The sequence below is a fragment of the Kluyvera georgiana genome, from assembly GCF_050990895.1.
In the GTDB taxonomy this organism is placed as follows: Bacteria; Pseudomonadota; Gammaproteobacteria; order Enterobacterales; family Enterobacteriaceae; genus Kluyvera; species Kluyvera georgiana.
This window is the reverse complement of the sequence record NZ_CP158865.1, coordinates 3,669,364-3,693,425: the sequence shown is the minus strand read 5'-3', so window position 1 is coordinate 3,693,425 and position 24,062 is coordinate 3,669,364. Positions and strand designations below refer to the sequence as shown.

The following is a 24,062-nucleotide window of genomic DNA, read 5'->3' as shown; positions in this document are numbered from 1 at the left end:
TTATTGTTTTAGTGTCAGGCAATCAGTTGTTCGCTGCGGGCGCGCAGCACGTCACGGTAATAACGTTCCGCCACATCCGGGTGGGATCGCAGGCGGCCTTTCAGATAGTTCCAGCCCACATCGCGCAGCAGCGGATTCTGCGGATCGCTTTGTGGCCCGTTGGCTTCACGCGCCAGCGTTTCAGGCAGCGAGTAAACCGGCACTACGGCGTCCAGCTGAGCGCCGAGGAAGAAGGCGATAGACAGGCGCTGCTGATTGGCGGGCGGCGTCACCACGCGATGGACGGTGGCGCGCAGATAGCCGTTGGTCGCCAGCTCCAGCAGTTCGCCAATGTTCACTACAAAGCTGCCGGGCAGCGGGACTGCATCGATCCACTGACCCTCGCTGACCTCCACCTGTAGACCTTTCTGGTCATCCTGGAGCAAGAAACTCAGGAAGCCGGAATCTTTGTGCGCGCCAACGCCCTGAGTGCTGTTCTGCGTCTCCTGCTGGCCAGGATAACGAATCAGCTTGATATGTTCGTTCGGCTTTTCGCCGTACAGGGTGTCGAAGGCTTCCGGCGGCAGCTGGAGTGACTCAGCAAAGGCGCGCAGCAGCGTCATGGCCATCTCGGTCATCGCGCGTTGCCATTGCAACAAAACCGGGCGCAGCGTCGGCAGCGCTTCGGGCCACAGGTTTGGCCCCTGTAATTGCAGCCAGCGCGGATCGTGTTCTCGTAGGGTAACCGCCTGACGTTCCGCGCCGATATCAAACTGTTCCCGCCAGTCTGGTTGCCCGCGGGTGAGCTCGGCGGCGCTGCGGTTGTAGCCACGAAAATGCGGGGAGTGAATCATCGCCACCTGCTGTTTTTGTTCGTCGGACAGGGCGAAAAAGCGGCGGGATTCAGACTGTAACGACTGCTGTAGGGCGTCGTTGATGCCGTGATCGGTTAAATAAAAAAAGCCAACGTCGCGGGCTGCGTGGCGAAGCTCTTGCAGAAATTCAGCGCGCTCAGATGGCTGATGGTAGCGGGCCAGACTGAGGATTGGCAGGGTGGTCAGACTCATTGTGTTCTCCATTTTGCAGATGAATGCCGTGGTATTCAGGTGGTGCGAATGCGGGATGACAACAACAGCGCTGCATGGGATATCTCCTTTGGGTTAATGGAGACAGACTGCCTGATGGCGGTGAACGCGACCAATAACGTTATTTTCTAATTTAGAACCGCGGGAGGGTCTGAGCTTTTGCGAAAAATCGCTAAGGCGCGCGGCAGTAGGGCGATGAACTCGAAGCATTTCCCTGAAAACGGCAGGGTTGCAATTGTTTTTCTGACGGCGTATTTTAATTGTTATGTTATAACATATTGATTGAGGCTCAGATGAAAGCGAACATCCATCCCCATTACCGCACCGTGGTCTTTCACGACACCAGCGCTAACGAGTACTTTAAAGTCGGCTCCACCATCAAAACGGACCGGGAAATTGATCTGGAAGGTGTGACATATCCTTATGTCACGATTGATGTTTCATCAAAATCGCACCCGTACTACACCGGGAAGCAGCGCAGCGTTTCCGCCGAAGGCAGCGTCGCGCGCTTTACCCAGCGTTTTGGCCGTTTTGTTGATGTGAAAAGAGGTTCCTGATGCAGGTACTTAACTCGCTGCGTAGCGCTAAACAGCGCCACCCGGATTGTCAGATAGTGAAACGCAAAGGTCGTCTTTACGTGATCTGCAAATCCAACCCCCGTTTTAAAGCCGTGCAGGGGCGCAAAAAACGCCGCTAACGAAGAGACTCCAGGGACTGACGCTGCTTGCCGTCGGCGGTAAAGTTGTCGGCGGCAAGCCAGGCCTGGAAGGCGTGATTCAGCGCCGGCCATTCGCCGTCGATAATGGAAAACCAGTCGGTATCACGGTTGTGGCCTTTAATCACCAGCGCCTGACGAAAATGCCCTTCAAACTGAAAACCTAAACGTAATGCCGCACGACGAGAGGGTTCATTAAAGCTGTTGCATTTCCACTCATAACGACGATAGCCGAGCGTATCAAAGGCATAGCGCATCAGTAACCACTGTGCTTCTGTTGAGGCAGGGGTTCGGCTGAGCAGGGGCGAAAAATGCACATGTCCCACTTCCATCACCCCGTGATTCGGGTCGATACGCATCAGTGCCAGCGAGCCCACTGGCCGTTGGGTGCGGGTATCTATTACCGCAAAATGCAGCGGATCCTGAAGGGATTCCACGCTGGCGACCCACTGGCGATATTCTTCCACCGAGCTTTCCGGCTCACGCAGCAGCCACGTCCAGTTGCGGGTATCCGCCGCCTGCTGATGGGCGGCAAAGAGCGCATCAGCATGTTGCAGACTTAACGGTTCCAGACGGCAATACTGACCTTCCAGCACCACGCGCTGCGGATACGGCCGCGGCTGCCAGTCCGGCAGGGCATCGCCAATTAACTGACCAAATTGATTAAGCTGACTCATAACCTCTCCTTAGGGAAATAAACAATACGTCGAGCGTAGGGGTTTGCTGGTTCCATAAAAAGTGCCACCAGGGTATCTTTTGATGGTGCCACAAGGAGCTGCCATGAATATTCCCGACGATCCCTTTTTTACTCTATTGAGTGATGCGCTTGCGGCGCGTGGCGCAGAAACGCTGCAACGCAGCCTGTACGCGGCGCTCAGAGACGCCATTCTGTGCGGACAGCTTCAGGCGCAGAGCTGGCTTCCCGGTTCGCGTACGTTGGCCCAGCGGCTGAATATTTCCCGCAATACGGTCAACGCCGCGTTGGAGCAATTGGCGATGGAAGGCTATCTTCGCCGCGACCGTCGCGGCTCTCGGGTGGCCTCGTTGCCGCAGACGGCGGGCAGCGCCGACTTTTTATCGGTGGAATTGCCGGAACGCCTGCTTGAGTTGCCGCAGGTACAACCTCGCGATACGCCGCCGCTTCTGTTTACCCCCGGCACGCCGGCTATTAACTATTTCCCTTTGCCGCTGTGGCGTCGACTGCTGGATCGCGTTTTGCGTGAACAGGGCAGCAGCCTGCTTGGCTACGGCGATGCAGCGGGAGAATGGCCGCTGCGGGTGGCGATTGCCCGGCATCTGGCGTTATCGCGTGGTATCGACTGCGATGCGCGGCAGATTGTCATCACCGAAGGCGCGCTGGAAGGTGTCAATCTTTGCACGCATCTGCTGAGTGAACCGGGACAGAGAGCGTGGGTAGAGGAACCTGGCTACTTCGGCGCGAAAAGCGCGTTTCTGGCGGCGGGGCTTCTGCTGGAGGGTGTGGCGGTAGATAACGAGGGAATGCGGATTGCCGCCAATATGCCGCCACCAACGCTGATTTTTACCTCGCCTTCACACCAGTACCCGACCGGTAGCGTGCTTAGCGCGGCGCGGCGGCTGGCGCTACTGGAGTATGCACGCCAGCATGGCTGCTGGATTATTGAAGATGATTACGATAGCGAATTTCGCTTCAGCGGCGAGCCGATTCCGGCGATGCGCGGTATGGACGACAACGCGCCGGTAGTTTACCTCGGCACCTTCAGCAAGACGCTGTTCCCGTCGCTGCGTATTGGTTTTATGGTCCTACCGCCGATGCTGGTGGAGACTGCGCAGCCCGCTATTCGTGCGCTGCTGCGCGGTGGGCATCGGGCGGAGCAGCGTGCGCTGGCGAGCTTCATTGAGGAAGGGCACTATGCCCGACATCTGGCGGCGATGCGCCGGCTGTACCGCAAGCGTCAGGCACAGCTGCGCGCGGCGCTGGGAGAAGAATTAAGCGTACCGCACGAATTAATGGCGGGTGAGGGCGGGTTACATATGACAGTCGCCATTGACGGCATTGATGACGTGTCGCTGGTGCGCCAGGCACGCGCGCATCAGATGACGCCCAGCGCGCTCAGCACCTTTTATCTCGATCGCCAGCATGCCCGTACGGGGCTAGTGCTGGGCTATGGTAATACGTCCGCCTCACAGTTTGCACCGGCAATACGGACGTTACAGCGGCTTATTGCGCCGCTTCGGCGCGGGCAAGAGTAAATACGTCGTAGAACGACAGGTCGCCCTTGGTGGTGACCATTTTTTGCAGCTGCGTTTTGTACTGACCGTCCACACGGTTGGAGTGCAGAATATTGTCAATCAACTCCGGCGGTACGAAGCGGGTATTGTACCATTCACCGTTGTAGCACACGCGGAAATCCAGCACATCGATATCTTCGTATCGGTAACGCGGATAGACATCGAAGAAGAAGAAGCCGTTCAGTAGCGCAAACAGCAGCCATAGCAGCCAGACCGAGTCGGCAAGCGTTTCGGAGCGCATCATCACGACCAGGGTGGCAAAGAAGGCGAGGTACATGGCGATGAACAGGCCGGGGTGATTGCGAATAAAACTGATACTAAAGCGCGGCCGGTTGTCGCGCTTTTCGCGGGCGTTGAGTTCATCAATAGTTTGCGTGAGTAATCGCTGGATCTCGGACATCTTTTTGCTCGGCAACGTAAGGCGGAATAGCCTATTGTATGTTGCGTTAACCCATGCAGAAAGTAACAGATTGGTTGCAAAAAAGCATAACAGTCCGTAGCGGTTATCAGGCTAACATTTTGATGATGCGGGCCGGGTTGCCGCCCACAACGGCATTGGCCGGAACGTCTTTTACCACAACGGCGCCGGAAGCAATCACCGCGTTATCGCCAATCGTCACGCCGGGGTTAATCACCGCGCGTCCACCAATCCACACATTGTGGCCAATTGTCACCGGTTTGCCGAACTCGATGCCGCTATTGCGTTCAATGGCGTTGAGAGGATGAGTCGCGGTGTAAATATGTACACCCGGTGCCAGCATGCAGTTATCGCCGATATGAATCGGGCAGACGTCGAGCATGACGCAGTCGAAGTTAGCGTAGAAGTTGGCGCCAAGAAAGATATTGTAGCCATAGTCGCAGCGGAACGTTGGCTCGATATAAGCATCGTCGCCTTTGCCGAGCAGTTCACGGAGTAGTGCAGCGCGTTCGTTTTTTTCATCCGGGGCCGTATGGTTATACCGGTGAACCAGCTGCCTTGCGCGGATCCTGTCCGTTGTTAACGTGTCATCGGACGGGCGATAATGCTCGCCGGCAATCATTTTACGTTTTTCATCACTCATGGGCGTCTCCCTCTGGTTGAGACATCACCTTAAAAGGTGAATATCGCCTTGGGAACGTTCCCTGTTCATCGATGTGATGCTATTCACACAATCACTGGATGAAAGAGAGAAGTCACAGATGAAAAAAGAAAATTAACGGATGTACTTCCACACGGTCGAGGGGATTTTGTCGTACAATTTATTCATCGTCAATTCCGCCAGACGATGGTCTGCCGCTGAGTAAAATACCGCCAGTTCGTTATCAGACAGTTCATATTTATTTTTTTCAATAACGCGTTCCAGTGTGTCAATAGACTGACAGCGGCGTAGGCGCATCAAATAATCGGTTTTAGTTAGTGGTTTATCAGACATAATTCACCCATTGATTGTAATAATTTTAACAAGACAGGCTAACAGGGTTAGCGCGGCTAGCATTGACAAAACAACGGAAGAGTTTGTTCCCTGACTTCCGCCATTTTTGCAGGTCGACGCTATTAATGCCGTAGTTGCTGAATAACATGAAAGTATCATCCAGATATTCATCAATCTGTGCAATCAGTTTATTATCGTCGTCGTACTTAATTTTATAATTAAGCGCGAACGTTGCAATATGTTCTATCAGCTCATTAAGCTGCAGGTTAACCGCCGAGGTAGGGTCATTCACCCAGCCATGGTTACTCTCTTCGAGCGTGGCAAGACAATCATGATACAGGGTTTCACAAAGAAACTTAAGCTGTGCGATATCATGTCTTTTTGGTGAGTATTCGTCCATAACGCATCCCCCTTGTCGTAGTGCAAACAACGAATAACAAATACCGGTGTGGGATGGTACTGCTGGCAACCTGAAACGTGCACCTGTTCCTGATCTGCTGTAACTATAATCTACTCCGCAAAAGATTTCACCGAGCTATTACGAAAAATTACAATTAAATCTCAGCAGGTTAAATTTTTTCCCTTCTCACCCATATGACTGAGCATAAGAAGCTAACGCCTTGTTTCTGTTCCGGAAGACGTTGAGCGATATGTCGATTCATAATCTTAGACCGCCGTGGGAGAGGGGAGTGCGTTCATTGCGGATAGGAATGTTCCTAATTTTGTTCTTAACGAATACGCACTTTCCGGATTATTCGAAATAAATTAAAGATAAATCTCAAATTCTTAAATTTATCAATCCATCTTATTTTTATTATTACGGGTATGCAAAGATTCTCATTTATTAATGAATGATTAAAAAGTAGACGTTTTAAGGTGGTTTGCGGCGAGATAAAAAAAGGGCCGCTTGCGCGGCCCTTTCAATGAGACAGTTTTAGTGATGCTCAACCTTATGGCTGTGCTCAATGTCTTCGTTTTTACGACTGAAACGACGACGCACGACCACGAAGAACACCGGTACGAAGAAGATAGCCAGTACGGTCGCCGTGACCATCCCGCCCATTACGCCGGTACCAACGGCGTTCTGCGCACCGGAGCCAGCGCCGGAGCTGATAACCAGCGGCATAACGCCGAGGATAAAGGCCAGCGAGGTCATCAGGATTGGACGCAGACGCATACGAACCGCTTCCAGCGTCGCCTCAATGAGACCTTTACCTTCTTTGTCCATCAGGTCTTTGGCGAACTCAACGATCAAGATGGCGTTTTTCGCCGATAGACCGATGGTGGTCAACAGGCCCACCTGGAAGTAAACGTCGTTGGTCAAACCGCGCAGCGTCGCCGCCAGCAGCGCACCGACAACCCCCAGCGGAACCACCAGCATAACCGAGAACGGAATTGACCAGCTCTCATACAGCGCTGCCAGACAAAGGAAGACGACGATCAGCGAAATCGCGTACAGGGCAGGGGCCTGGTTACCGGACAAACGTTCCTGGTAGGACATACCCGTCCAGTCGTAGCCGATACCCGCCGGCAGTTTACCCGCCAGTTCTTCCATCAGGTTCATGGCCTCACCGGTACTCTTACCTTCAGCCGCCTGACCCAGGATTTCCATGGATGGCAGGCCGTTGTAACGTTCCAGACGCGGTGAACCGTATTCCCAGCGAGAGGTAGAGAAGGCCGAGAACGGCACCATCTGACCATCGCTACCGCGAACGTACCATTTGCCGATATCTTCAGGCAGCATACGGTATTTCGCTTCGGACATCAGGTACACCTTCTTCACACGACCGCGGTCGATGAAGTCGTTGACGTAGCTACCGCCCCAGGCCGTGCCGAGAGTGGTATTGATGTCGCTGATGGATACACCCAGCGCCTGGGCTTTTTCCTGATCGATATCGATCTTGAACTGCGGCGTATCTTCCAGGCCGTTAGGACGTACGCCGGTCAGCACGTCTGGGTGCTGGGCAATCATCCCGAACAGCTGGTTACGCGCCTGGGTCAGTTTTTCGTGTCCCAGACCCGCCTGGTCAATCAGCTGGAAGTCGAAGCCGGTTGCGGTACCCAGTTCTACGATAGCTGGCAGGTTAAAGGCGAACACCATCGCGTCTTTAATCTGCGAGAAGTAGCCCATCGCACGACCGGTAATCGCTTCAACCTTGTTCTCCGCGCCCGGACGTTGACTCCAGTCTTTCAGCGACACGAATGCGATACCGGTGTTCTGGCCACGACCCGCGAAGCCGAAGCCGTTTACGGCGAAGACGGATTCAACGTTGTTTTTCTCTTTGGTGAGATAGTAATCGGTCATCTCATCCAGCACTTTCTGCGTACGCTCCTGGGTTGCACCGGCAGGCAGCTGCGCCATGCTCAGGAATACGCCCTGGTCTTCGTCCGGCAGGAACGAGCTTGGCAGACGTACAAACAGGAACGCCATGCCGACAACGATGATCAGATACAGCAGCAGGTAACGACCGGTGCTGCGCAGAATGTTGCCTACGCTATCGGTGTAGTGGTGCGTGCTCTTCTCGAACATCCGGTTAAACCAGCCGAAGAAACCGGTGGTTGCGCCGTGGCTGCCCTTCTGGATAGGTTTCAGCATAGTGGCACACAGGGCCGGCGTCAGAATCAACGCCACCAGTACCGACAGCGCCATCGCCGAAACGATAGTGATAGAGAACTGGCGATAGATAGCACCGGTAGAACCGCCGAAGAAGGCCATCGGGATAAATACCGCAGACAGCACCATGGCGATACCGACCAGTGCGCCCTGAATCTGGCCCATGGACTTACGCGTCGCTTCTTTCGGCGGTAGACCCTCTTCGGCCATTACACGCTCAACGTTCTCGACCACCACGATGGCGTCATCCACCAATAGCCCGATGGCGAGCACCATCCCGAACATCGTCAGGGTGTTTATCGAGAAGCCGAACGCGGCAAGCACCGCAAAGGTCCCGAGCAGGACGACCGGTACGGCGATGGTTGGGATCAACGTCGCGCGGAAGTTCTGCAGGAACAGATACATGACCAGGAACACCAGGATGATCGCTTCGACCAGCGTTTTCACTACTTCGTGAATTGAGATCTTAACGAACGGGGTGGTGTCGTACGGGTAAACGATTTTCAGGCCTGACGGGAAGAACGGCTCCATTTTCACCAGTTCAGCGCGAATGGCATTCGCGGTGTCCAGGGCGTTAGCACCGGTCGCCAGTTTAATACCCAGACCGGAAGCCGGCTGTCCATTAAACTTCGCCACGACGTCATAGCTTTCACCGCCGAGCTCAATTTTCGCGACGTCGCGCAGGCGAACCTGCGAACCGTCCTGATTGACCTTCAGCAGAATGTTGCCAAACTCTTCGGTATTCGTCAGACGGGTCTGCGCCACGATAGAGGCGTTCAGCTGCTGGCCTGGTACAGGCGGCGTACCACCTAACTGACCTGCCGCAACCTGGGCGTTCTGCGCTTTCAGGGCACTGATGACATCAACGGGCGTTAACTGGAAGTTGTTCAGTTTGTTCGGGTCCATCCAGATACGCATCGCGTACTGAGAACCGAACAGCTGAACGTCGCCCACGCCGCTGGTACGGCTGATGGCGTCTTTCATGTTCGCTGCCACGTAGTCAGAAATATCGTCCTGGTTCATGGTGCCGTTGGTGTTGATAACACCGACGACCATCAGGAAGCTGCTGGACGCTTTCTCAACGCTGATACCCTGCTGCTGAACTTCCTGCGGCAGAAGCGGCGTTGCCAGTGCGAGCTTGTTCTGTACCTGAACCTGGGCGATGTCCGGATCGGTACCGGATTCGAAGGTCAGCGTGATGGTTGCGGTACCGGTGGAGTCGCCGTTGGAGGACATGTACATCAGGTGATCGATACCGTTCATATTCTGTTCGATAACCTGAGTAACTGTGTTCTGCACCGTTTCGGCGTCAGCACCGGGGTACATGGCCGTGATCGAAATTGCAGGCGGCGCAATCGTCGGATATTGCGCAACCGGCAATTTGAGGATCGATAGCCCCCCAGCCAGCATGATAATGATGGCGATCACCCACGCAAATATAGGGCGATCGATAAAGAAATTAGGCATGTCTTAACGGCTCCTGTTTAAGTTAAGACTTGGATTGTTCTGACTGAGCAGCGCCCGCTGCGGCTTGCTGTTTATCGTCAGAAGTGACTTCCTGGGCTTTTACCTGCACGCCAGGTTTCACTTTTTGCAGACCGCTGATGATGACGCGATCGCCATCTTTCAGACCTTCGGTCACCAGCCATTTATCGCCAATGGCCTGGGTCGCAACAATCTGGCGGGTTTCAACTTTATCGCCTTCACCGATAACCAGCGCGCTCGCGTCGCCACGAGGCGTACGGGTGACACCCTGCTGAGGCACCAGCAGCGCAGTCGGGTTGGTACCTTCTTCCAGACGCGCACGCACGAACATGCCCGGCAGCAGCGTATGATCTGGGTTCGGGAAAATCGCGCGCAGCGTGATAGAACCGGTCGTCTGGTCAACGGTCACGTCAGAGAACTCTAAGGTGCCGCTCTGCGGATATTTGATGCCGTCGTTGGTCACCAGATCCACTTTCGCTTTGCCGTTTTCTTGTTTCAGTTTGCCATCCGCCAGCTCCTGCTTCAGGCGCAGGAAGTCGTTGCTGGACTGCGTGACGTCAACATAGATAGGGTCCAACTGCTGAACGGTCGCCAGCGCGGTAGTTTGCCCATTTTGTACCAGCGCGCCTTCGGTGACCGAAGACTTACCAATGCGTCCGCTGATAGGGGAGGTGACTTTGGTATAGGCCAGGTTGATACGCGCGGTTTCCACGGCGGCTTTTGCCGCCAGCACGGCAGCATTTGCCTGCTGAGCATCAGCGACGGCGCTGTCGTAGTCCTGACGGCTGATGTACTGCGTCCCCAACAGTTTGGAGTAACGGTTCACCGTCAGTTTGGCGATATTGGCTGCCGCTTCGGCCTTCGCTAAATCACCTTTCGCACTTTCATAAGACGCCTGGTAAGTTGCCGGATCAATCTGATACAGCGACTCGCCCGCTGTGATTTCGCCACCTTCGATAAAGTTGCGCTTCAGAATAATACCACTGACCTGCGGACGAACTTCCGCGATACGGAAGGCGCTGGTGCGACCCGGTAATTCTGTCGTGATTACAAGAGGTTCAGATTTGAGCGTCACAACGCCAACTTCTGGCATATGTTGTGCTCCTTGCTGAGCTGGTTTGTCGTCACATCCTGTTAGCGCTAAGCTGCCTGAGAGCATCAGAACGACCGCCAGAGGCGTTAACCCTCTGTTTTTGTTCATATGTAAACCTCGAGTGTCCGATTTCAAATTGATCAATGGAACAAGCGTCCACAAACCCATTGCTGCGTTTGTATTATCGTCATACTATGGTACATACATTCATAAATGTATGTAAATCTAACCCCTGCAATTTCACCGACCTATGGCACGAAAAACCAAAGAACAAGCGCAAGCTACGCGTCAGCACATACTGGATGTTGCCCTACGGTTGTTCTCACAGCAGGGGGTATCATCTACTTCACTCGCCGAGATTGCAAAAGCGGCTGGGGTGACGCGTGGGGCAATCTACTGGCACTTTAAGGATAAGTCGGATCTGTTTAACGAAATCTGGGCGTTATCAGAGTCCAGCATCAGCGATCTCGAGATTGAGTATCGGGCAAAATTCCCGGGGGATCCACTCTCAGTATTGAGGGAAATCCTGGTTTACATTCTCGAAGCCACCGTTATCGAAGAGCGCCGACGGCTGATGATGGAAATCATTTTTCACAAATGTGAGTTTGTCGGTGAAATGGCCGTAGTGCAACAGGCACAGCGTAATTTATGTTTAGAAAGTTACGATCGCATTGAACAGACGTTAAACGACTGTGTTGCCGCCAGGGTATTACCGGCGAATTTGCTCAGTCGCCGGGCGGCCATTCTTACCCGCAGCTATATTTCCGGGCTGATGGAAAACTGGCTGTTTGCTCCAACCTCGTTTGACCTACGGGCAGAGGCGCAGGCTTATGTCGCGATCCTGCTTGAGATGTATCAATTTTGCCCGACGCTACGCGGCGAGACGTCGGCCTAAACCTTCCTCAATTACCAGGAATAATCCTGGATTCTGCGGCTTTTCGCGTGTTGCCAGAAGTGCTATTCTGCGCGGGCATTTATCCCCGGTTTTTCACCGGCTTTAGCAACCACTCATGTTAAAATTATGCTGCATAATATCCGCCCCCGGGCCACGATTTCCGCATTCTTCATTATTGCTGTCTGCTTTCTTTTCTCGGTAGCGACGGCGCAGGCGCGCTCGCTCAGCGGCTATGATATTCCCGACCGCACCGATGTTCAGGATCAGCTTTCGTCGCTGAATAATAAAAAAGACCTGACGCCGCAGGAAAAGCTGGTTCAGCAGGATTTAACGGAAACGCTGCAGCTGCTTGATAAAATCGACAACGTGAAGGCGGAAACCGCCGCCTTGCAAAAGCAGGTGGATCAGGCGCCGCTGAAATTGCGTCAGGCCACCGATAATCTCAATGCGCTGAGCGACGTTGATAATGATGATGAAACCCGTAAAACGCTGAGTACGTTGTCGCTGCGCCAGTTGGAAGCCCGCGTCTCGCAGGCGGTTGACGATCTGCAAAATGCGCAAAACGATCTCGCGACTTACAACAGTCAGCTGGTTTCGCTACAAACCCAGCCAGAGCGCGTGCAAAACGCCATGAATTCGGCATCACAGCAGCTTCTCCAGGTGCGCAATAGCCTCAACGCGAGCACCGTGGGTGATGGGCTGCGCCCCACTCAGCAAACGATGTTGCAGGTGCAGAAAACCCTGCTCGACGCCGAGATTGAGCTACAGCGTAAAAGCCTTGCCAGCAACACTTCCCTGCAGGATACCCTGCAAAAACAGCGCGACTACGTGACCGCATACAGCACGCGTCTGGAACACCAGCTCCAGCTGCTGCAGGAAGCGGTGAACAGCAAGCGCCTGACGTTGACGGAAAAAACCGCCGCTGAAAACGCCTCGCCGGAAGAGACCGCCCGTATTCAGGGTAATCCACTGGTGAAGCAAGAGCTTGAGATTAACCATCAGCTGAGTCAGAAGCTGATTACCGCCACTGAAAGCGGTAACCATCTGGTGCAGCAGAACATTAAAGTGAAAACCTGGCTCGATCGCGCGCTGCAATCTGAACGTAACGTGAAAGAGCAGATCGCCGTCCTGAAAGGGAGCCTGCTGCTGTCGCGCATTCTTTATCAGCAGCAGCAGACGCTGCCGTCGGCAGATGAGCTGGAGGATATGACCACCCGTATCGCCGATCTGCGCCTTGAGCAGTTTGAGATAAACCAGCAGCGTGATGCCCTGTTCCAGAGCGATGAATTCGTCGCCAGGCTGGAGGAAGGGCATAGCAGCGAAGTGGATAGCGAAGTGCACGACGCGCTGCTGCAAATTGTCGATGCGCGCCGCGAAATGCTCGATCTGATCAACAAGCAGCTGGGCAGCCAGCTGATGATGGCCATCAATCTGCAAATCAACCAGCAGCAGCTGATGAGCGTATCGAAAAGCCTGAAATCCATCCTCACTCAGCAAATCTTCTGGGTAAACAGCAACAAGCCAATGGACTGGGACTGGATTAAATCCTTCCCGGAAGCCCTGAAAGACCAGTTTAAGTCGATGAAAATCACCGTGAACTGGGAGAAAGCGTGGCCCGCCGTGTTTGTCGCCTTCCTTGCCGGGCTTCCGCTGTTGCTGATTGCCGGGCTAATTCGCTGGCGACTACAGTGGCTGCGCAGCTATCAGGACAAGCTCGGCGATCAGGTGGGTAATCTGCGTAATGACAGCCAGCTGCATACGCCGAAGGCTATCCTTATCGATCTCATCCGCGCGCTGCCGGTGGTGCTGATCATTCTGGCGATTGGCCTGATTCTGCTCACCATGCAACTCAATATCAGCGCGCTGCTGTGGGCGTTCAGTAAAAAGCTGGCGATTTTCTGGCTGGTGTTTGGCCTGTGCTGGAAGGTGCTGGAGAAAAACGGCGTTGCCGTCCGCCACTTCAATATGCCGGAACAGCTGACCAGCCACTGGCGTCGGCAGATTGTGCGCATCAGCCTGGCGCTGCTGCCGCTGCACTTCTGGTCGGTGGTGTCCGAGCTTTCGCCGCTGAACCTGATGGACGACGTATTGGGGCAGTTCGTGATTTTCCTTAACCTGCTGGTGATTGCGACGCTGATGTGGCCGATGTGCCGCGAAAGCTGGCGCGATAAAGAATCACACAGCCTGCGTCTGATCACCATGACCGTGCTGGCGCTGGTGCCGGTCGGCCTGATGGTGCTGACCGCCACCGGTTATTTCTACACCACGCTGCGCCTCTCCGGCCGCTGGATTGAAACCGTTTATCTGGTGATCTTCTGGAACCTGCTCTATCAGACCGTGCTTCGCGGCCTGAGCGTCGCGGCCCGTCGTATCGCGTACCGTCGTGCGGTCGCGCGTCGGCAGAATATGGTGAAAGAGGGGGCCGAAGGCGCCGAGCCGCAGGAAGAACCGGCCATCGCGCTGGAGCAGATCAACCAGCAGACGCTGCGTATTACCATGCTGGTGATGGTGGCGCTGTTTGGCGTCATGTTCTGGGCCATTTGGTCAGACTTAATTACCGTCTTTAGCTACCTGGACAGCATCACTCTGTGGCACTACAACGGCACCGAAGCCGGGGCCAGTGTGGTGAAAAGCGTCACTATGGGCAGCCTGCTGTTCGCTATTATCGCCTCGATGGTGGCCTGGGCGCTGATCCGCAACTTGCCGGGTCTGCTGGAAGTGCTGGTACTCTCGCGGCTGAACATGCGTCAGGGGGCCTCCTACGCCATCACCACGATTCTGAACTACGTCATTATCGCCGTTGGTGCGATGACCGTGTTCGGTTCGCTGGGCGTGTCGTGGGATAAACTGCAGTGGCTGGCCGCCGCGCTGTCGGTGGGTCTTGGTTTTGGCTTACAGGAGATTTTCGGTAACTTCGTCTCCGGTCTGATTATTCTGTTTGAGCGTCCGGTTCGCATTGGCGATACGGTAACCATCGGTACCTTCTCGGGGACGGTCAGCAAGATCCGCATCCGCGCGACGACCATTACCGATTTCGATCGTAAAGAGGTGATCATTCCGAACAAGGCATTCGTTACCGAACGCCTGATCAACTGGTCGCTCAGCGATACCATCACCCGCGTGGTGATCCGTCTTGGCGTGGCTTATGGATCGGATCTGACCAAAGTTAAAGAAGTGCTGCTGAAAGCGGCGATGGAGCATCCGAAGGTGATGCACGATCCGGAGCCGTCGGTCTTCTTTACCGCTTTTGGCGCCAGCACGCTGGATCACGAACTGCGTCTGTATGTGCGTGAACTGCGCGATCGTAGCTACACCGTCGATGAACTGAACCGCACCATCGACCGTCTGTGCCGCGAAAACGATATCAACATCGCCTTTAACCAGCTGGAAGTGCATCTGCATAATGAGAAGGGCGATGAAGTGACGGAAGTGAAGCGCGACAGTAAAAATGACGGCAAGGATATGATTGCCGATTAATCCGTAGGCTGGATAAGCGCAGCGCCATCAGGCACGCCGCCGTATATTGCCGGATGGCGGCGTTGCCTTATCCGGCCTACAGATCGTACCCTTGGCGCTATGGCGCCTCATCCGCGCGGCTTTTCAGCTTGTTGAGGTAATCTTTGCGCACCATCTCCAGCGCGCTTAGCACAATTTCTGGGGCGATTTGGTTGCTCTCCAGCAGCTCTATTAAATCGACCGCCAGCTTGATGTCATCGGGCGCGTTTTCCAGCGACATACTTTCTCCTTTAGCGCGTGATGCGCGCCAGCACTCGTTCTATTTCTTCCAGCGCCTGACGGCAGCGGGTAAGGCGGCCATCAAAGGCGGTGATTTCGCGCGCCAGACGCTGCTGTTCGTCAAGCGTAGTGGCCTGCTGATACTGCTGCTGGCGCTGCTGCTTCATCTCCAGAAGTCGACGCTCAAACTCCTGTGTTTCCAGCCGCTTACGCTGCCAACGACGTAATCCCGGCGAGGCGCTGTCCCACACGCGCAGCGACCAGGCTTCGCTTTCCCGATTGATGGCTTCAATCTGCGCCGCCAGGCGTTCAGCAAGCCAGGCAACCTGCGGCAGCTGTTGCTGCTCGACGGCGTGCTTTAGCTCCTGAAAATGGGCGTTCGCCTCATCAAGATAGGCCTGCATTTGCGTGCTGCGCGTCTGGAACAGCTGACGGTCAAAGCGGGCGCTCAGCGTGGTGTGGGCGGAAAGCGGCGCGATACGCGCCTGCAGACGCGCAAGCTGTTGTTCCAGCGTTTGTAAAAGCAGGGCCGTTTTCACCGGATTCTCCGTATTCTTGTTATCGGCTATGCTACAGTAGCAGGCTCATTTGATAACTATTCGCATTATGCAGCGTACTATTCTAATCATTATTGGCTGGTTGGCGGTAGCCCTTGGCACCTTCGGCGTGGTTTTGCCACTGCTGCCGACCACGCCGTTTATTCTGTTAGCCGCCTGGTGCTTTGCCCGCTCGTCGCCGCGTTTTCATGACTGGCTGCTTTATCGCTCCTGGTTTGGCGGCTATCTGCGCCACTGGCAGCGGTATAAAGCCATGCCGCCGGGCGCGAAGCCGCGCGCCATCGCGGTGATTTTGTTGACCTTTGGCGTTTCGCTGTGGCTGGTTAATCTGTTGTGGGTCCGACTCTTGCTGCTGGTCATCCTCTGCGGATTGTTGATTTTTTTATGGCGAATTCCCGTCGTTGATGCAGAGCAACAAAAGCCGTGAACCGCATTAATGGTGTTGCAATTCTGCCAGCTTGCCAGTAAATTCTGGCGTTTTCGAGCACAGGCGCGCCTGGTTAAAAGTTAATCAAATGTAACTTTTAGCCCATTTTGCTCGCCTTGAGTAACACTGTTTCAATCAGGCACAAACCTATGACCGCAACTGCACAGCAGCTTGAATATCTGAAGAACAGCATCCAGAGCATCCAGGATTATCCGAAACCTGGCATTCTTTTCCGCGATGTCACCAGCTTACTGGAAGACCCGAAAGCCTACGCGCTCAGCATTGAACTGCTGGTCGAGAAGTACAAAGACGCCGGTATCACCAAAGTCGTGGGTACCGAAGCGCGTGGTTTCCTGTTTGGCGCGCCGGTCGCGCTGGCCATGGGCGTAGGTTTTGTCCCGGTGCGTAAACCGCGCAAGCTGCCGCGCGAAACCATCGCCGAAAGCTACGAACTGGAGTACGGCACCGATCAGCTGGAAATCCACGTTGACGCGATTAAACCGGGCGACAAAGTGCTGGTGGTCGACGATCTGCTGGCAACCGGCGGGACCATTGAAGCGACGGTGAAACTGATCCGTCGTCTGGGTGGCGAAGTGCACGATGCGGCCTTCATCATCAACCTGTTCGATCTGGGCGGCGAACAGCGCCTGGAAAAACAGGGCATCACCAGCTACAGCCTGGTGAATTTCCCGGGGCACTAAGCATTTCCCGATACATAGCCTCGCCTGCCCGGCGGGGCTGTGGTAGCATTATCCCTTCGTGAATCCACCTTCCAGCGTTTCAGAGCCTGCCAATGAGTTATCAGGTCTTAGCCCGAAAATGGCGCCCACAAACCTTTGCTGACGTCGTCGGCCAGGAACATGTGCTGACCGCACTGGCGAACGGCTTATCGTTAGGGCGCATTCATCACGCATATCTCTTTTCCGGCACCCGTGGCGTCGGGAAAACCTCTATCGCCCGCTTACTGGCGAAGGGGCTGAACTGCGAAACCGGCATTACCGCCACCCCGTGCGGCGTGTGCGATAACTGCCGTGAAATTGAGCAGGGGCGTTTCGTTGATTTAATTGAGATCGACGCCGCCTCGCGAACCAAAGTCGAAGACACTCGCGACCTGCTGGATAACGTCCAGTACGCGCCCGCGCGCGGGCGCTTTAAGGTCTATCTGATCGACGAAGTGCACATGCTCTCCCGCCACAGCTTCAACGCCTTGTTGAAGACGCTGGAAGAGCCGCCTGCGCACGTCAAATTCCTGTTAGCCACCACCGATCCGCAAAAACTGCCGGTGACGATTCTGTCGCGCTGCCTTCAGTTCCACCTCAAGGCGCTGGACGTTGAGCAGATTCGCCATCAGCTTGAGCATATCCTCGACGAAGAGCATATCGTTCACGAGCCTCGCGCCCTGCAGTTGCTGGCGCGTGCGGCGGACGGCAGCCTGCGCGATGCGTTAAGCCTCACCGATCAGGCGATCGCCAGCGGCGAAGGCCAACTGACGACCGTCTCCGTCAGCGACATGCTTGGCACGCTGGATGACGATCAGGCGCTGTCGCTGATTGAAGCGCTGGTGGCCGCGAATGGCGAGCGGACGATGGAACTGGTTAACGATGCCGCTCTGCGCGGTGTCGACTGGGAGGCGCTGCTGGTTGAAATGCAGAGTCTGCTGCACCGGATTGCCATGGTTCAGCTGTCGCCTGCGGCGCTGGGCAGCGATATGGCGGCGATTGAACAGCGGATGCGCAACCTTGCGCGTACCGTGCCGCCCACCGACGTGCAGCTGTACTATCAAACGCTGCTGATTGGCCGCAAAGAGCTGCCGTTCGCGCCGGACCGCCGCATGGGCATTGAAATGACGCTGCTGCGTGCATTGGCATTTCATCCGAATGCGCCGCTGCCGGAGCCGGAAAGGCCGCAGCAGACGTTTGCGCCTGCCTATGCCCCGGTGACGCAACAGCCCGCGCTCATGCCTTCTGCCGCACCGATGACGCCGCCGCCTGCGGCCGCGCCGCTGCCAGACTCCACCAATCAGGTGCTGGCCGCGCGACGTCAGTTGCAGCAGAGCAGTCAGGGAGCAACCACCCCAAAAAAGAGTGAACCGGCAGCCGCTTCCCGCGCGCGGCCGGTGAATAACGCTGCGCTGGAAAGACTGGCTTCGGTGTCTGAACGCGTTCAGGCGCGCCCGGCGCCGTCCGCGTTGACCCCACCGGCGGCGAAAAAAGAGGCTTATCGCTGGAAAGCGACCACGCCGGTTGAAGAAATCAAAAAAGAAGAAGTCGCCACGCCAAAAGCGCTGAAGAAAGCGCTGGAACATGAAAAAACGCCGGAACTGTCGGCGAAGCTGGCGGCGGAATCGTTAGAGCGCGATCCGTGGGCGGCGGAAGTCAGCCAGATGGCGCTGCCGAAGCTGGTCGAGCAGGTGGCGCTGAACGCGTGGAAAGAGCAAGACGGCAGTACGGTGTGCCTGCATCTGCGCCCGACGCAGCGGCATCTTAACTCGCCCGGCGCGAAGCAGAAGCTGGCTGAGGCGATGAGCAGTTTATACGGCGCGCCTGTTGAATTGACCATCGTGGAAGATGATAATCCGGCGGTGCGTACGCCGCTGGAGTGGCGACAGGCCATCTATGAAGAGAAACTCGCGCAGGCGCGCGAGTCGATCATCGCGGATAATAACATTCAGACCCTGCGCCGATTCTTCGACGCGGACCTGGATGAAGAGAGTATTCGCCCCATTTGACCGCAAGCGCTGCTTACGGTCGTTATTCTTTAACGTGACCTACTGAGAGAGAAGCCTATGTTTGGTAAAGGCGGTCTGGGTAACCTGATGAAACAGGCCCAGCAGATGCAAGACAAAATGCAGAAAATGCAGGAAGAAATCGCCCAGCTGGAAGTCACCGGCGAATCTGGCGCAGGTCTGGTCAAAGTGACCATCAACGGCGCGCACAACTGCCGTCGCGTTGAAATCGACCCAAGCCTGCTGGAAGACGACAAAGAGATGCTGGAAGACCTGGTCGCTGCGGCGTTCAACGATGCGGCGCGCCGTATTGACGAAACCCAGAAAGAGAAAATGGCCTCTGTATCCTCCGGTATGCAGCTGCCGCCAGGCTTCAAGATGCCGTTCTGATGCAAACCAGTCCGCTGTTAACTCAGCTGATGGAAGCACTGCGCTGCCTGCCGGGCGTTGGCCCGAAGTCGGCGCAGCGCATGGCGTTTACCCTGCTGCAGCGTGACCGCAGCGGCGGGATGCGTCTGGCGCAGGCGTTAACCCGCGCGATGTCGGAAATCGGCCACTGCGCCGATTGCCGCACCTTCACCGAGCAGGAGGTGTGCAACATTTGTGCGAACCCGCGTCGTCAGGAAAACGGCCAGATCTGCGTGGTGGAGAGTCCGGCGGACATCTACGCCATTGAGCAGACCGGGCAGTTCTCCGGCCGCTACTTCGTGCTGATGGGGCATCTGTCGCCGCTGGACGGCATCGGCCCGGATGATATTGGTCTTGACCGCCTTGAGCAGCGTCTGGAAACAGAGCAGCTCACGGAGATTATCCTCGCCACCAACCCGACGGTGGAAGGGGAAGCAACGGCCAACTATATCGCTGAGCTGTGCGCGCAATATGGCGTCGAAGCCAGCCGCATCGCCCATGGCGTGCCGGTAGGCGGTGAGCTGGAGATGGTTGACGGCACCACGCTGTCGCACTCGCTGGCCGGGCGTCATAAGATTCGTTTTTAATCAAACGAGAGCAGGATTTACTGCTCTCGCTTGAAATCCTCACCACCCATCCCCATTTTCCTCTCATCGCTTTTTTTACCTTGTAATCACCATTGAGGTATTTTGCAATGAAAGGACAAGAAACACGTGGCTTTCAGTCAGAAGTAAAACAGCTTCTGCACCTGATGATCCATTCTCTGTATTCCAATAAAGAAATCTTCCTGCGTGAGCTTATCTCTAACGCTTCAGATGCTGCCGACAAGCTGCGCTTCCGCGCGCTGTCCAACCCGGATCTGTATGAGGGCGATGGCGAGCTGCGCGTACGCGTCTCCTTCGATAAAGATAAGCGTACGTTGACCATTGCCGACAACGGTATTGGTATGAATCGCGACGAGGTTATCGATCATCTCGGGACGATCGCAAAATCCGGCACCAAAGCATTCCTCGAATCCATGGGTTCTGACCAGGCCAAAGACAGCCAGCTGATCGGTCAGTTCGGCGTCGGTTTCTATTCAGCGTTTATCGTGGCGGATAAAGTCACCGTGCGCACCCGCGCGGCGGGCGATAGCGCAGAGAACGGCGTGTTCTGGGAATCCGAAGGCGCGGGCGAATACACCGTGGCCGACATCACCAAAGACGATCGCGGTACTGAAATTACCCTGCACCTGCGCGAAGGCGAGGACGAGTTCCTCGACGACTGGCGCGTACGTTCGATCATCAGCAAATACTCCGACCATATCGCGCTGCCGGTAGAAATTGAAAAATCCGAAGAGAAAGACGGCGAAACCGTGGTTTCCTGGGAGAAAATCAACAAAGCGCAGGCGCTGTGGACGCGTAATAAAGCCGAGCTGAACGACGACGAATACAAAGCGTTCTACAAGCATATCGCCCACGATTTTACCGACCCGCTGACATGGAGCCACAACCGCGTGGAAGGCAAGCAGGAGTACACCAGCCTGCTGTATATCCCGTCTCAGGCGCCGTGGGATATGTGGAACCGTGACCATAAACACGGCCTGAAGCTGTACGTACAGCGCGTCTTTATCATGGACGACGCCGAGCAGTTTATGCCGAACTACCTGCGTTTCGTACGCGGTCTTATCGATTCCAACGATCTGCCGCTGAACGTCTCCCGTGAAATTCTGCAGGACAGCAACGTCACCCGCAACCTGCGTAACGCTCTGACCAAGCGCGTGCTGCAGATGCTGGATAAGCTGGCGAAAGACGATGCTGAGAAGTATCTGACCTTCTGGAAACAGTTTGGTCTGGTGCTGAAAGAAGGGCCGGCGGAAGACCATGGTAACCAGGAAGCGATCGCCAAACTGCTGCGCTTTGCGTCTACCCATACCGACACTTCCGAGCAGAACGTGTCGCTGGCCGACTACGTGTCGCGTATGAAAGAAGGGCAGGAGAAAATCTACTACATCACCGCTGACAGCTACGCCGCGGCGAAGAGCAGCCCGCATCTGGAGCTGCTGCGTAAGAAAGGCATCGAAGTGCTGCTGCTTTCCGACCGCATCGATGAGTGGATGATGAACTACCTGACCGAGTTCGACGGCAAGCCGTTCCAGTCCGTTGCTAAAGCCGATGAGTCCATCGACAAGCTGGCGGATGAAGTGGACGAGAGCGCCAAAGAAGCGGAAAAAGCGCTGACCCCGTTCGTTGAGCGCGTGAAAACGCTGCTGGGCGACCGCGTGAAAGAGGTGCGTCTGACTCACCGTCTGACCGACACCCCGGCCATCGTCACCACCGACGCCGATGAAATGAGCACCCAGATGGCGAAGCTGTTTGCCGCTGCGGGCCAGGCCGCGCCGGAAGTGAAGTACATCTTTGAACTAAACCCGGACCACGTGCTGGTGAAACGCACCGCGGATACTCAGGACGAAGGGCAGTTTAAAGAGTGGGTTGAACTGCTGCTCGACCAGGCGCTGTTCGCCGAGCGCGGTACGCTGGACGATCCTAACCAGTTTATCCGCCGCATGAACCAACTGCTGGTGTCATAAACCTTACCCTCACCCTAACCCTCTCCCTAAAAGGGAGAGGGGACTGGCCCGGAGCTGGTTTTCTCCCTCTCCCTAAAAGGGAGGGGGGACTGGCCCGGAACTGGTTTTCTCCCTCTCCCAGTGGGAGAGGGGCGGGGTGAGGGCATCAAACTGCTCCGTACGCAAAATATCTGACCATTAACCGTTTCAGCCGTCCCTCCTTCCTTGAGCCATCGCCGTTCTGGTGGTATCTTTTAGCGCTTTTTAAAAAATATTGACAACCTTTGAGGGGATTTTCGCAATGCGTATCATTCTGCTTGGCGCACCTGGCGCGGGTAAAGGAACTCAGGCACAGTTCATCATGGAGAAATATGGCATTCCGCAAATTTCCACCGGTGATATGCTGCGCGCCGCCGTTAAATCCGGCAGCGAGCTGGGCAAACAGGCTAAAGACATCATGGACGCCGGCAAACTGGTTACCGACGAACTGGTTATCGCGCTGGTCAAAGAGCGTATCGCTCAGGAAGACTGCCGCAACGGTTTCCTGCTGGACGGCTTCCCGCGCACCATTCCGCAGGCTGACGCCATGAAAGAAGCGGGCATCAACGTTGACTACGTGCTGGAATTCGACGTACCGGACGAACTGATCGTTGACCGTATCGTCGGTCGTCGCGTACACGCCGCTTCTGGCCGTGTTTACCACATCAAATTCAACCCGCCTAAGGTTGAAGGTAAAGATGACGTGACCGGCGAAGAGCTGACCACCCGTAAAGACGATCAGGAAGAGACCGTACGTAAGCGCCTGGTGGAATACCATCAGATGACCGCGCCGCTGATCGGCTACTACTCCAAAGAAGCGCAGGCGGGTAACACCAAATACGCGAAAGTTGACGGCACTCAGGCCGTGGCTGACGTACGCGCAGAGCTGGAAAAAATTCTCGGCTAATGTTGTGCCGCCATCCGATGCCGGATGGCGGCGTAAATGCCTTATCCGGCCTATCGATCTCTCCGTAGGCCTGATAAGCGCAGCGCCATCAGGCAAAAATTCTCATCTTACCTCTCACAGCAATTAGTTTTTCTTCTCCGCTTTTCCGCTACAATTATCAACAATTTGAATCGATAAGAGGCGGTAATGCATCATAAGAAACCTGGTATCCTGCTGGTTAACCTCGGCACTCCCGATGCTCCCACGTCTGAAGCCATTAAACGCTATCTGAAGCAGTTTTTAAGCGATAAGCGCGTCGTGGATACGCCTCGCTTGCTGTGGTGGCCGTTGCTGCGTGGCGTCATCCTGCCGATTCGCGCGCCAAGGGTGGCGAAGCTATATGAATCCGTGTGGATGGAAGAAGGCTCACCGCTGCTGGTCTACAGCCGTCGTCAGCAGCAGGCGCTGGCGGCGCGTCTGCCGGATGTGCCGGTGGTGCTGGGTATGAGTTATGGCACGCCGTCGCTGCAAAGCGCGGTGGATGAACTGTTGGCACAGGGCGTTGACCAGCTGATCGTGTTGCCGCTCTATCCGCAGTATTCCTGTTCCACCGTAGCTGCGGTGTGGGATGAACTGGCGCGCATTCTGGCAACCAAACGTGCGATTCCGGGCGTCTCGTTTATTCGTGATTACGCGACCGATCGTCACTATATTCAGGCGCTGGCGGTGAGCGCTCGCGCGTCATTTGAGCGTCACGGTGAGCCCGATCTCCTGCTGCTTTCCTACCACGGTATTCCTCAGCGCTATGCCAATGAAGGCGACGATTATCCGCAGCGCTGCCGCGACACCACGCGTGAACTGGTCTCCGTGCTGGGTATTTCGCCAGATAAGGTGATGATGACCTTCCAGTCGCGCTTTGGCCGTGAACCGTGGCTCACGCCGTATACCGACGAAACGCTGAAGATGCTCGCGGAAAAGGGCGTGAAACATATTCAGGTGATGTGCCCAGGTTTCTCTGCCGACTGTCTTGAAACGCTGGAAGAGATTGCGGTACAAAACCGCGAACTGTTCCTCGAGGCGGGCGGGCAGAAATATGAGTATATTCCGGCGCTCAATGACGATGCCGCGCATATCGAAATGATGGTCAATCTGACGGCGTCGTATCGCTAATCGCAAGCAGGCGGGGGA

23 protein-coding genes and 1 other annotated feature are annotated in these 24,062 nt (G+C 55.5%); of the genes, 13 read left to right on the top strand and 10 right to left on the bottom strand.

Annotation, left to right across the window (positions count from 1 at the left end):
• Nucleotides 1–14 precede the first annotated feature (14 nt).
• Entirely contained in the window at nt 15–1,046 is a 1,032-nt protein-coding gene (locus tag ABTW00_RS17605) for an isopenicillin N synthase family dioxygenase (protein WP_433636567.1), read from the bottom strand.
• 311 nt (nt 1,047–1,357) lie between these two features.
• On the opposite strand from ABTW00_RS17605, the gene ABTW00_RS17600 reads away from it, so the two are divergent.
• Both ABTW00_RS17600 and ykgO read left to right on the top strand, forming a co-directional pair.
• Nucleotides 1,358–1,621 carry a type B 50S ribosomal protein L31 gene (locus ABTW00_RS17600; RefSeq protein ID WP_433636565.1) on the top strand — a complete coding sequence of 88 codons (264 nt, stop codon included), beginning with the start codon at nt 1,358–1,360 and terminating at the stop codon, nt 1,619–1,621.
• The gene (ykgO, locus tag ABTW00_RS17595; RefSeq protein ID WP_003859006.1) at nt 1,621–1,761 is read left to right on the top strand and encodes a type B 50S ribosomal protein L36; all 141 of its coding nucleotides are present in this window, start codon (nt 1,621–1,623) and stop codon (nt 1,759–1,761) included. The genes ABTW00_RS17600 and ykgO overlap by 1 nt, the downstream gene beginning before the upstream one ends.
• Here ykgO and ABTW00_RS17590 read toward each other — a convergent pair.
• Nucleotides 1,758–2,456 carry a GNAT family N-acetyltransferase gene (locus tag ABTW00_RS17590; protein ID WP_433636563.1) on the bottom strand — a complete coding sequence of 233 codons (699 nt, stop codon included), beginning with the start codon at nt 2,454–2,456 and terminating at the stop codon, nt 1,758–1,760. The genes ykgO and ABTW00_RS17590 overlap by 4 nt on opposite strands.
• 103 nt (nt 2,457–2,559) lie before the next feature.
• On the opposite strand from ABTW00_RS17590, the gene ABTW00_RS17585 reads away from it, so the two are divergent.
• Entirely contained in the window at nt 2,560–4,011 is a 1,452-nt protein-coding gene (locus ABTW00_RS17585; RefSeq protein WP_433636561.1) for a PLP-dependent aminotransferase family protein, read from the top strand.
• Here ABTW00_RS17585 and ABTW00_RS17580 read toward each other — a convergent pair.
• From ABTW00_RS17580 to acrA, 6 genes are all read right to left on the bottom strand, one after another.
• Entirely contained in the window at nt 3,980–4,450 is a 471-nt protein-coding gene (locus tag ABTW00_RS17580; protein ID WP_064547990.1) for a YlaC family protein, read from the bottom strand. The genes ABTW00_RS17585 and ABTW00_RS17580 overlap by 32 nt on opposite strands.
• A gap of 106 nt (nt 4,451–4,556) precedes the next feature.
• A complete protein-coding gene (maa, locus tag ABTW00_RS17575; RefSeq protein ID WP_433636558.1) occupies nt 4,557–5,111 on the bottom strand; it encodes a maltose O-acetyltransferase in 555 nt (184 codons plus the stop codon).
• A gap of 132 nt (nt 5,112–5,243) precedes the next feature.
• Nucleotides 5,244–5,462, bottom strand: a complete 219-nt coding sequence (locus ABTW00_RS17570) for an HHA domain-containing protein (protein ID WP_064547995.1) — start codon at nt 5,460–5,462, stop codon at nt 5,244–5,246.
• A gap of 25 nt (nt 5,463–5,487) precedes the next feature.
• Nucleotides 5,488–5,862: an Hha toxicity modulator TomB gene (gene tomB, locus ABTW00_RS17565; RefSeq protein ID WP_064547997.1), complete on the bottom strand. Its 375-nt coding sequence runs from the start codon at nt 5,860–5,862 to the stop codon at nt 5,488–5,490.
• Nucleotides 5,863–6,396: 534 nt separating this feature from the next.
• Nucleotides 6,397–9,543, bottom strand: a complete 3,147-nt coding sequence (acrB, locus tag ABTW00_RS17560) for a multidrug efflux RND transporter permease subunit AcrB (RefSeq protein WP_065356845.1) — start codon at nt 9,541–9,543, stop codon at nt 6,397–6,399.
• Between the two features lie 22 nt (nt 9,544–9,565).
• The gene (acrA, locus tag ABTW00_RS17555; RefSeq protein WP_064548001.1) at nt 9,566–10,762 is read right to left on the bottom strand and encodes a multidrug efflux RND transporter periplasmic adaptor subunit AcrA; all 1,197 of its coding nucleotides are present in this window, start codon (nt 10,760–10,762) and stop codon (nt 9,566–9,568) included.
• Between the two features lie 142 nt (nt 10,763–10,904).
• On the opposite strand from acrA, the gene acrR reads away from it, so the two are divergent.
• Nucleotides 10,905–11,549, top strand: coding sequence for a multidrug efflux transporter transcriptional repressor AcrR (gene acrR, locus ABTW00_RS17550; protein ID WP_064548003.1), 645 nt, complete (start codon nt 10,905–10,907; stop codon nt 11,547–11,549).
• 126 nt (nt 11,550–11,675) lie between these two features.
• Nucleotides 11,676–15,026 carry a mechanosensitive channel MscK gene (gene mscK, locus ABTW00_RS17545; protein WP_433636553.1) on the top strand — a complete coding sequence of 1,117 codons (3,351 nt, stop codon included), beginning with the start codon at nt 11,676–11,678 and terminating at the stop codon, nt 15,024–15,026.
• A gap of 97 nt (nt 15,027–15,123) precedes the next feature.
• On the opposite strand, the gene rsmS is transcribed toward mscK, so the two are convergent.
• Nucleotides 15,124–15,285, bottom strand: coding sequence for a pleiotropic regulatory protein RsmS (rsmS, locus tag ABTW00_RS17540; RefSeq protein ID WP_433636551.1), 162 nt, complete (start codon nt 15,283–15,285; stop codon nt 15,124–15,126).
• A 10-nt stretch (nt 15,286–15,295) separates the two neighbouring features.
• A complete protein-coding gene (priC, locus tag ABTW00_RS17535) occupies nt 15,296–15,823 on the bottom strand; it encodes a primosomal replication protein N'' (RefSeq protein WP_065356843.1) in 528 nt (175 codons plus the stop codon).
• A 67-nt stretch (nt 15,824–15,890) separates the two neighbouring features.
• On the opposite strand from priC, the gene ABTW00_RS17530 reads away from it, so the two are divergent.
• From ABTW00_RS17530 to hemH, 8 genes are all read left to right on the top strand, one after another.
• Entirely contained in the window at nt 15,891–16,268 is a 378-nt protein-coding gene (locus ABTW00_RS17530) for a DUF454 family protein (protein ID WP_433636549.1), read from the top strand.
• A gap of 149 nt (nt 16,269–16,417) precedes the next feature.
• Nucleotides 16,418–16,969, top strand: a complete 552-nt coding sequence (gene apt / locus ABTW00_RS17525; RefSeq protein ID WP_052283817.1) for an adenine phosphoribosyltransferase — start codon at nt 16,418–16,420, stop codon at nt 16,967–16,969.
• A gap of 92 nt (nt 16,970–17,061) precedes the next feature.
• Entirely contained in the window at nt 17,062–18,996 is a 1,935-nt protein-coding gene (gene dnaX, locus ABTW00_RS17520; protein WP_433636547.1) for a DNA polymerase III subunit gamma/tau, read from the top strand.
• Nucleotides 18,326–18,390 (top strand) — a sequence feature (DnaX frameshifting element). (Overlaps the previous gene by 65 nt.)
• A 57-nt stretch (nt 18,997–19,053) precedes the next feature.
• On the top strand, nt 19,054–19,383 hold the full coding sequence (locus ABTW00_RS17515) for a YbaB/EbfC family nucleoid-associated protein (protein ID WP_064548013.1): 330 nt from the start codon (nt 19,054–19,056) through the stop codon (nt 19,381–19,383).
• Nucleotides 19,383–19,988 carry a recombination mediator RecR gene (recR, locus tag ABTW00_RS17510; RefSeq protein WP_064548015.1) on the top strand — a complete coding sequence of 202 codons (606 nt, stop codon included), beginning with the start codon at nt 19,383–19,385 and terminating at the stop codon, nt 19,986–19,988. The genes ABTW00_RS17515 and recR overlap by 1 nt, the downstream gene beginning before the upstream one ends.
• Nucleotides 19,989–20,095: 107 nt before the next feature.
• A complete protein-coding gene (gene htpG, locus ABTW00_RS17505; RefSeq protein WP_064548017.1) occupies nt 20,096–21,970 on the top strand; it encodes a molecular chaperone HtpG in 1,875 nt (624 codons plus the stop codon).
• Between the two features lie 280 nt (nt 21,971–22,250).
• A complete protein-coding gene (gene adk / locus ABTW00_RS17500; protein WP_014069168.1) occupies nt 22,251–22,895 on the top strand; it encodes an adenylate kinase in 645 nt (214 codons plus the stop codon).
• Between the two features lie 186 nt (nt 22,896–23,081).
• Complete coding sequence (gene hemH, locus ABTW00_RS17495) at nt 23,082–24,044, top strand: ferrochelatase (protein WP_433636543.1); 963 nt, start codon at nt 23,082–23,084, stop codon at nt 24,042–24,044.
• The last annotated feature ends 18 nt before the right edge of the window (nt 24,045–24,062 follow it).